This is a genomic window from Frankia sp. AgPm24, assembly GCF_023243055.1.
Classification (GTDB): domain Bacteria; phylum Actinomycetota; class Actinomycetes; order Frankiales; family Frankiaceae; genus Frankia; species Frankia umida.
This window is the reverse complement of sequence record NZ_JALKFW010000204.1, coordinates 110,866-117,331: the sequence shown is the minus strand read 5'-3', so window position 1 is coordinate 117,331 and position 6,466 is coordinate 110,866. Positions and strand designations below refer to the sequence as shown.

Genomic DNA, 6,466 nt, shown 5'->3' with positions numbered 1-6,466 from the left:
CTGTTGCCGGTGTTCGTCGTGTAGTTACCGCCGGACTCGCACTGCCGCAGTCCTTCCCATGTGGTCGCCGCCTGCGCGCGGGTCAGCACCCGGGACGCCTCCGGCGCGGTCGCGGGCTTCGCCGACGCCACCGGCCGTTACCTGCCGCTGGCCTGCACCCTCAACGCCAGCCGCGTCCTGGACGTCACCCGCCAACTGCTCGACGTCAGCCCCGACGAGTTCGACGCCCTCGCGCTGCGCGCCAGGCCCGGCGCGGACGGGCTGGTGTTCGTCCCGTACCTCGAGGGGGAACGCACCCCGAACCTGCCCCTGGCCACCGGCACCCTGCATGGTCTGACACCCACGTCGTTTCGGCGGGAGAACCTGGCGCGGGCCGCCGTCGAGGGGCTGCTGTGCCTGATGGCCGACTGCGCCGACGTCCTGCGCGCCCAGCGGGTCCCCGTCGAGCGGGTCACGCTGATCGGCGGGGGCGCCCGCTCCCGCGCGGTCCGCGACCTCGCCCCCGCCATCCTGGGCATCCCGGTGAGCACGCCGCCGCCCGCCGAGTACGTCGCCACCGGCGCGGCCCGCCAGGCGGCCATGATCCTGCGTTCCGGACGCCCCGGGTCTTCCGGAGCGGACTGGCCGCGGTGGCAGGTGGCGCCGTCCATGCCGCGCACAGCGCAGCCGCGGACCGACCTCGTCGCCCGCTACCGGCAGGCCGCCCATTCGTGATCGCCTGCCCGCCAGGCCCGCCCACGACCCCAGGAGAGCCGCCCTTGGGCCGTGGCCATCCGCCGCTGGCGGCCGACCGCCTCACCTGGGCGAGGGGCAGGCTCGACCTGCTCCGATCAGGCGGGCTCGGCCCAGGTCGGCCCAGGTCGGGGTCAGGTCAGGTCGCCGGCGGCACGAACCGGGCGGACGGAGAGCAGGAAAGCGGCCACGATCAGCAGCGGGCCGCAGATCAGCAGGCCGGCGGACGGGCCCACCAGCGTCCACAGGCCGCCGGCGGTGATGGTGGCGAAGACCCGTCCGGCGTTCTGCAGGCCGATCAGGGCGCTCAGGGCCGGGGCGCGACTGTCCGGCGTGGTGAGCCTGGCCACCCCGGCGTATTCGGCGGCGTCCACCGCGCCGGCGGCGGCGCCGGCCAGCACGAAGCAGCCGATCATGACCGCCAGTTCACCCGGGTTGGCGAAGGCGAAGCCGGCGTAGGCGATCAGCAGGGCGACCGCGCCGATGGCGACCACGACCCCGGCGCCCAGCCGGTCGACGACGCGCCCCGCCCAGGCCGCGCAGGCGGCCGAGCTCAGCTGGTACACGACGTAGAGCATCGCCACAGCCTGCAACCGGCTGAACGCCCCCGCCCCCTCAGGCAGGATCTTCGCCGCACGCAGCAGGAGCAGCGCGGCGGCGATGTTCGACGCCTCGTACAGGGTGACCCCGACCAGCAGCCGCCCCAACGGCCCGGACCCCCGCAGCTGGGCGAGCATCGTCCGTCCGCTTGGAGCCGGCGGCGATCCCGGCGCGTTCACCCCGGCCTCACCAGCCCCAGCGCCACCAGCCGCCGCGGCGGCCCTGCGGGTCGCACGGGCACCGATGGCGCTGGCCACCCCGGCCACCACCGCTGGGACGATCGCGAGCAGCAGGACGGTGCGCACACTCGCGAACGCCAGCAGACCGACCGCGATCAGCGGGCCGACGGCCGCCGCCAGCGCGTCGTAGGCCCGTTCCTGGCCGAGCTGACGGCCGCTGCGGCGGACCAGTGCCTGCTCACTCACCGGTCGCAGGGTGGTCGGCGTGCCCAGGCCGCTGGCCACCCACGAGCCGGAGCGGCAGGCCCCGGCCTGCCAGACCGCGGAGCTGCCAGCGAGAAACACCGCGGCCAGCGCCGCCCCGCCGTAACCGGCGACATCCAGCAGGCCGCGCGCCCCGGGCCGGCGCCGAGCCAGACCCGAACCGCCGAACCGCGCCACCGTGCCACCGGCGCGGCCCGCGGCCTCCACCCCGGCGATCACGACCGGGGCGGCACCCAGCGTCCCGGCGAAGAACGGGGAGAGCACCGCCGTGGTGCTCTCCTGACCGACCGAGGACAACAGATGGGACCACCGGGCCCGGGTGAAAAAGGGCACCGGTTCGGGTTCACCGGATCTCACAAGAATGGTGTCGCCACCCGCCGTGGCGTCCACGCGCGGCGTCGACACCGCGCCATCGTAGGGTAAAACCGCAGCACTCGACCATGCATCAGGACGAACCACCGCCCCGCGTGAGACGGCCAGCGGGTCGCCGATGTCGATCTGGCGGATCTGGATGCAACCGACGCCACATCGTCACCGAGCATCCGGTCGGCTGTCCTCCCCACCCCCTGGCCGGCCTGGCATACCCGGCTCAGGCGTCGAGCAGGGCCAGCGGCGGGAAGGAGTGATCCTGCCAGATCAGCCTGCTCGCCCGCTCCGGGTCGTCGACGAGGCCCGTGGGGGTGTCGAAGATCCGGGTGCGACGCCGGTCAGGCTCGTAGCCGGGCCAGCCGGGGTCACCGTGGGTGGCGAAACCGGTCCACGCGGCGCGCATGTCGGCTGACAGTGCCACGGCCGCGGCGGACGGCTCCTCGCCGAGCAGCACGGCGGGTTGGCCGCTGGTGAGATTGCCGAACACCAGCGGCACGTCCAGTCCGTGGCAGGCGCCGAGCACCCCGCCCAGTCCCGGCGCGGACCAGGTCAGCTCGTAGACGTGCGCCCGACCGCCGGCCGCGATCTGTGCCTCGGCGAGATACAGACTGGGCATCCGAAACAGCCAGTCCGACAGGACCAGTTCGTAGAGCTCGCCCGGACCCGCGTCAGGATAGGCGGCCCGGTAGCGACCCGCCCCCGCCCCCGCCCTCGTATCCTCGTCCGCTGGCCCGGGCGCGAACCGTGCCAGGACGGCCGCCGCCTGCTCGGCGCTGACCTGGCCGAGCGCGCCCTCCATCATGGTGAACAGTCGCTGCTCGTCACGGGTGTGACCGACGAGCAGGTCACGATCACGACTGGCGCCGCCGGCCACCGCCTGCCATGGCGTGCACGGCAGCACCTCCCCGTCGACGACCGGCGCGAACAACACCGACCGCAGTGCCGGACGCCCCCAGCGCCCGGCCCGCTCGGCGAGCGTGGCGGCGATCCCGTCGGCGGCGACCACCAGCAGCCCCGGCTCCACCCCGGTGAGATCGGCGGCGGTGGGACGCAGGTCGAGCTCGGCCGCGCACACGGCGGCGATGTCGGCGGCGAGTTCGGTCGCGAAGTACGTGCCCTGCGCGCTCTGCGCGATCGCCCGGCGAAACAGCCCTACCGCCCGCGGCATCGCCAGCAACGCGGCGACCGACCCACCGCCCGCCGACTCGCCGAACACCGTGACCAGACCCGGATCGCCTCCGAACGCGGCGATGTTGTCGCGGACCCATTCCAGCGCCGCGACCTGATCCAGCAGCCCCCGGTTCGGCGGCGCACCCGTGAGCTGCGCGAAGCCCTCCATCCCGACGCGGTAGTTGAACGTCACCAGCACGACCCCGCCGTCGCGCGCCAGGTGGCCGCCGTCGTACTCGGGCCGGTCGGACGCCCCGATCGTGTACGCACCCCCGTGAATCCACACCAGCACCGCGAGTTTCGCCGCCGGGTCGGGTGCGGGTGTCCAGACGTTCACCGTCAGCCAGTCGTCCCCCGCGTCGGCCGCACCCTGGCCGCCGGCCGCACCAAACACGTCCGACTGCGGCGGCGGCGGGCCGAACGCCCGCGCCGACCGAACCCCGTCCCAGCGCCCCGCCGGCACCGGCGCCGCGAACCGCAGCGCCCCGACCGGCGGCGCCGCGTACGGGACGCCCCGAAAGACCGCCACCCCGTCCACCCAGCCACCCCGCAACGCCCCACCCGCCACCCGCACCACCGGCTCCGACCCGACCTGCCGGGCACCGGGCGACGGGCTGCCCGACGACGGGCTGCCCGACGACGGGGCTCCGGGTGACGAGGCCCCGGAGGGCAGGGACGAAGAGGTGGAACCGGCGGCAGTCACTGCTTCTCTCCCCTGGGCGGATGCGGCACGCTCGACGTCCCTTGTGGCCGCCGTGAACGCCGGCATCATCGCGCGGGGACAAGGCCGCCCGCCAACCGTTTTCGGCGCCATCGGCCGTCACGGGCGCACGCGTTCAGGCCGGGTCCCGGACGGGCTCGTAGCGCAGGGCGACCGCGCCTGAGCTGAACTCCTGGCGTCCCACGAGCGTGAGGGCGATCCGGTCGTTCAGGCCGGCGAACAGTGTGGGTCCGTGGCCGGCCAGGACGGGATGCACGACGAACTCGTACTCGTCGATCAGCCCCAGATCCGCGAGGGCCAGCGGGAGAGTCACTCCGCCCACGAAAATGCCCGCGCCGGGTTCCTGCCTGAGCCGTGTCACGGCTGTCGCCAGATCACCCCGCACCAGTTCCGCGTTCCAGTCGACCCGCTCCAGCGTGCTCGACACGACATGCTTCTTCGCACCGTCGATCGCCCGGGCGAAGGGGACCATCCAGTCCGCCATCCATTCCGGCCAGGCTCCCGTCGCCGTCGGCCGCCACGCCTGCTCCATCATCTCGTAGGTCACCCGGCCCAGCAGAAGGGCGTCGGCTCGCTCCACGCTGTTCGCCCAGTAACGATGCAACTCGTCATCCACGATCCCCACCTGGTGGTCGCAGCAGCCGTCGAGGGTGACGTTGATCGAGTATCGAAGCGGTCTCATGCGTGCTCTCCCCTACCCGCGGCGGCCGGCACCTGACCGTAGCCAGCCCGCCGTCCCACGCGGACGCCGGACGGCGCGTCGGTACCGGTGACGGACGACGAACGGGTGTTACCGATCATGCGATGGCTGATCAGGTACTCGCCGAGGTTGGTCAGTGCGGTCCGACCGTCCAGGTTGACCACGCCGAGCCGGGTGAGCCGGGCGCGCAGGTTGTCGACCCGGCGGCGCACCGTCGACTCGGGCAGCCCGAGTCGCGTCGCCACCGCCAGGTAGGTCGTCGGGATCGGATCGGAGCGGCCGTCGGTGCGAAACAGCGGCTCGAACAGAAGCTCGCAGACGGCCCGGTCGACGGCGGACAGCTCCGGTGCGCTCCAGGTCGCGAACCCGGCGGGCAGCGGCGCGCCGGGACGAAGCTGGTCCAGGCCGTAGTCCAACGGCTGCTCCGAGAACTGGATGTGCAGCGCGTACGTGCGGAACCGGCCGGCCACCCACACCGTCGTCGACTCGGCCAGCAACCGCGAACGGCCGGCCATCAGCGTCTCACGCAGGCCGCCTTCCAGAATCGTCAGCGGATGCGTTTTGCTGGCATTGACAATCCACCAGTGCCGACGCTGATACACGATGGCGCCGGCGGACCGGGAAACGCCGAGGTCATCCGGGTCAAGACAGTGCGTGCTAGCCGGATCGCGACCGAAGGTAAACCCACCGGTAGCCGGAACCACATAGGTCATCAACCCAATGATGACCGTGGGCTGTGGTACCGGCGAGGCCTGAGTTGCCCCTGGTGTCATGCGCCTGCCTTTCATTCTCCGTTTCCGCAGGACGGAGCGACGCCAATCTAGACGGCCGGCGGACGGGCGCAGGTGGTGGGGGTCCCCCATGGCCAGCGCGCATTAGCGACGCTATGCCGCCGCCGGTGTACACGGGAAGAAACGTAGCCGGATGACCGCGCGCCGCCGCCCCCCGGCGAGCGCCGCCGCCGCACTTCGCAGATCGTCGACGGCGAGGTTCAACGCCGCCCGTCCGGCCCGCTGGTCGTCCTGGAAGACCTGCACCCAGGCATCGTCGAAGACATGCCAGTCGGCCAGACCCGGCATCGGACGCGCGTCGGCGGGTCGACCGAACAGGCGCTCGTACCAGTCCGTCGCCGCGTCGAAATCGGCCACGGGCACCACCGACAGCACCTTGGTCACCGTCATGGTGGTCACCGTCATGAGGGCGATCCCTGCGTCACGTACTGGCCGGTGGCGCGGGCGGGGTCGTCGGCGGGGCCAGCTTTGGGGATGAAGTAGACGACCTCCCACAGGTGGCCGTCCGGATCGCCGAAGTGACCGGCGTAGAGACCCCACGGCCGTTCGTGCGGCGGACCGGGCACCGTCCCGCCGGCGCGCCGAGCGAGTTCGAGGACGCGGTCGACGTCCTCGCGGCGCCCGACGGTATGGCCGAAGGCCACCCCGCTACCGGCGACCCGGGCCGGGTCCACGCCCGCGTCCTTGGCGAGCTCCGCACGCGGGTACAACGACAGGACCAGACCGTCGTCCAGTGTGAACATCGCGGTCGCGCCAGACGGCTCGGTCGCGCTGCCGGTGAACTCGGTGCCGATGATCCCGGACGAGGGGAAGCCCAGCCCGTCCCGGTAGAAGGCCAGCGAGCGTTCGAGATCGCCCACCCCAAGCGTGATCACATGTATCCGTGGCCGCACGGCCTGCTCCTCTCCCTCGGGTCCCAGCCCGATCCCTGCCCGGCCGA

General features: G+C 72.8%; 7 protein-coding genes and 1 pseudogene. 1 reads left to right on the top strand and 7 read right to left on the bottom strand.

All coding sequences use genetic code 11. From position 1 onward, the window contains the following. Positions 1 to 89 (bottom strand): annotated as a pseudogene (locus tag MXD61_RS19440) (transglycosylase family protein); the annotation flags it as partial. Here MXD61_RS19440 and MXD61_RS19435 point away from each other — a divergent pair. Next, complete coding sequence (locus MXD61_RS19435) at positions 61 to 714, top strand: FGGY-family carbohydrate kinase (protein WP_248814904.1); 654 nt, start codon at positions 61 to 63, stop codon at positions 712 to 714. The pseudogene MXD61_RS19440 and the gene MXD61_RS19435 sit on opposite strands and share 29 nt — an antisense overlap. 152 nt (positions 715 to 866) lie before the next feature. On the opposite strand, the gene MXD61_RS28540 is transcribed toward MXD61_RS19435, so the two are convergent. The 6 genes from MXD61_RS28540 to MXD61_RS19405 form a co-directional block, all read right to left on the bottom strand. Continuing rightward, the gene (locus MXD61_RS28540) at positions 867 to 2,180 is read right to left on the bottom strand and encodes an MFS transporter (RefSeq protein WP_248814903.1); all 1,314 of its coding nucleotides are present in this window, start codon (positions 2,178 to 2,180) and stop codon (positions 867 to 869) included. Between the two features lie 184 nt (positions 2,181 to 2,364). Continuing rightward, positions 2,365 to 3,891, bottom strand: coding sequence for a carboxylesterase/lipase family protein (locus MXD61_RS19425; protein WP_374629206.1), 1,527 nt, complete (start codon positions 3,889 to 3,891; stop codon positions 2,365 to 2,367). Between the two features lie 259 nt (positions 3,892 to 4,150). After that, on the bottom strand, positions 4,151 to 4,717 hold the full coding sequence (locus MXD61_RS19420; RefSeq protein WP_248814901.1) for a dihydrofolate reductase family protein: 567 nt from the start codon (positions 4,715 to 4,717) through the stop codon (positions 4,151 to 4,153). Next, positions 4,714 to 5,448 (bottom strand): hypothetical protein, encoded by a 735-nt coding sequence (locus tag MXD61_RS19415; protein WP_248814900.1) that lies wholly within the window; start codon positions 5,446 to 5,448, stop codon positions 4,714 to 4,716. The genes MXD61_RS19420 and MXD61_RS19415 overlap by 4 nt, the downstream gene beginning before the upstream one ends. A gap of 171 nt (positions 5,449 to 5,619) precedes the next feature. Further along, positions 5,620 to 5,931 carry a VOC family protein gene (locus tag MXD61_RS19410; RefSeq protein WP_248814899.1) on the bottom strand — a complete coding sequence of 104 codons (312 nt, stop codon included), beginning with the start codon at positions 5,929 to 5,931 and terminating at the stop codon, positions 5,620 to 5,622. Beyond that, a partial coding sequence (locus tag MXD61_RS19405; protein WP_248814898.1) for a VOC family protein occupies positions 5,928 to 6,466 on the bottom strand: 539 nt, incomplete at its 5' end. The genes MXD61_RS19410 and MXD61_RS19405, both read right to left, overlap by 4 nt.

What these genes read in the sequence shown, in the direction of transcription:
- MXD61_RS19420 (WP_248814901.1), bottom strand. Translation starts at nt 4,717, where the DNA reads ATGAGACCGCTTCGATACTCGATCAACGTCACCCTCGACGGCTGCTGC.
- MXD61_RS19415 (WP_248814900.1), bottom strand. Translation starts at nt 5,448, where the DNA reads ATGACCTATGTGGTTCCGGCTACCGGTGGGTTTACCTTCGGTCGCGAT.
- MXD61_RS19410 (WP_248814899.1), bottom strand. Translation starts at nt 5,931, where the DNA reads ATGACGGTGACCACCATGACGGTGACCAAGGTGCTGTCGGTGGTGCCC.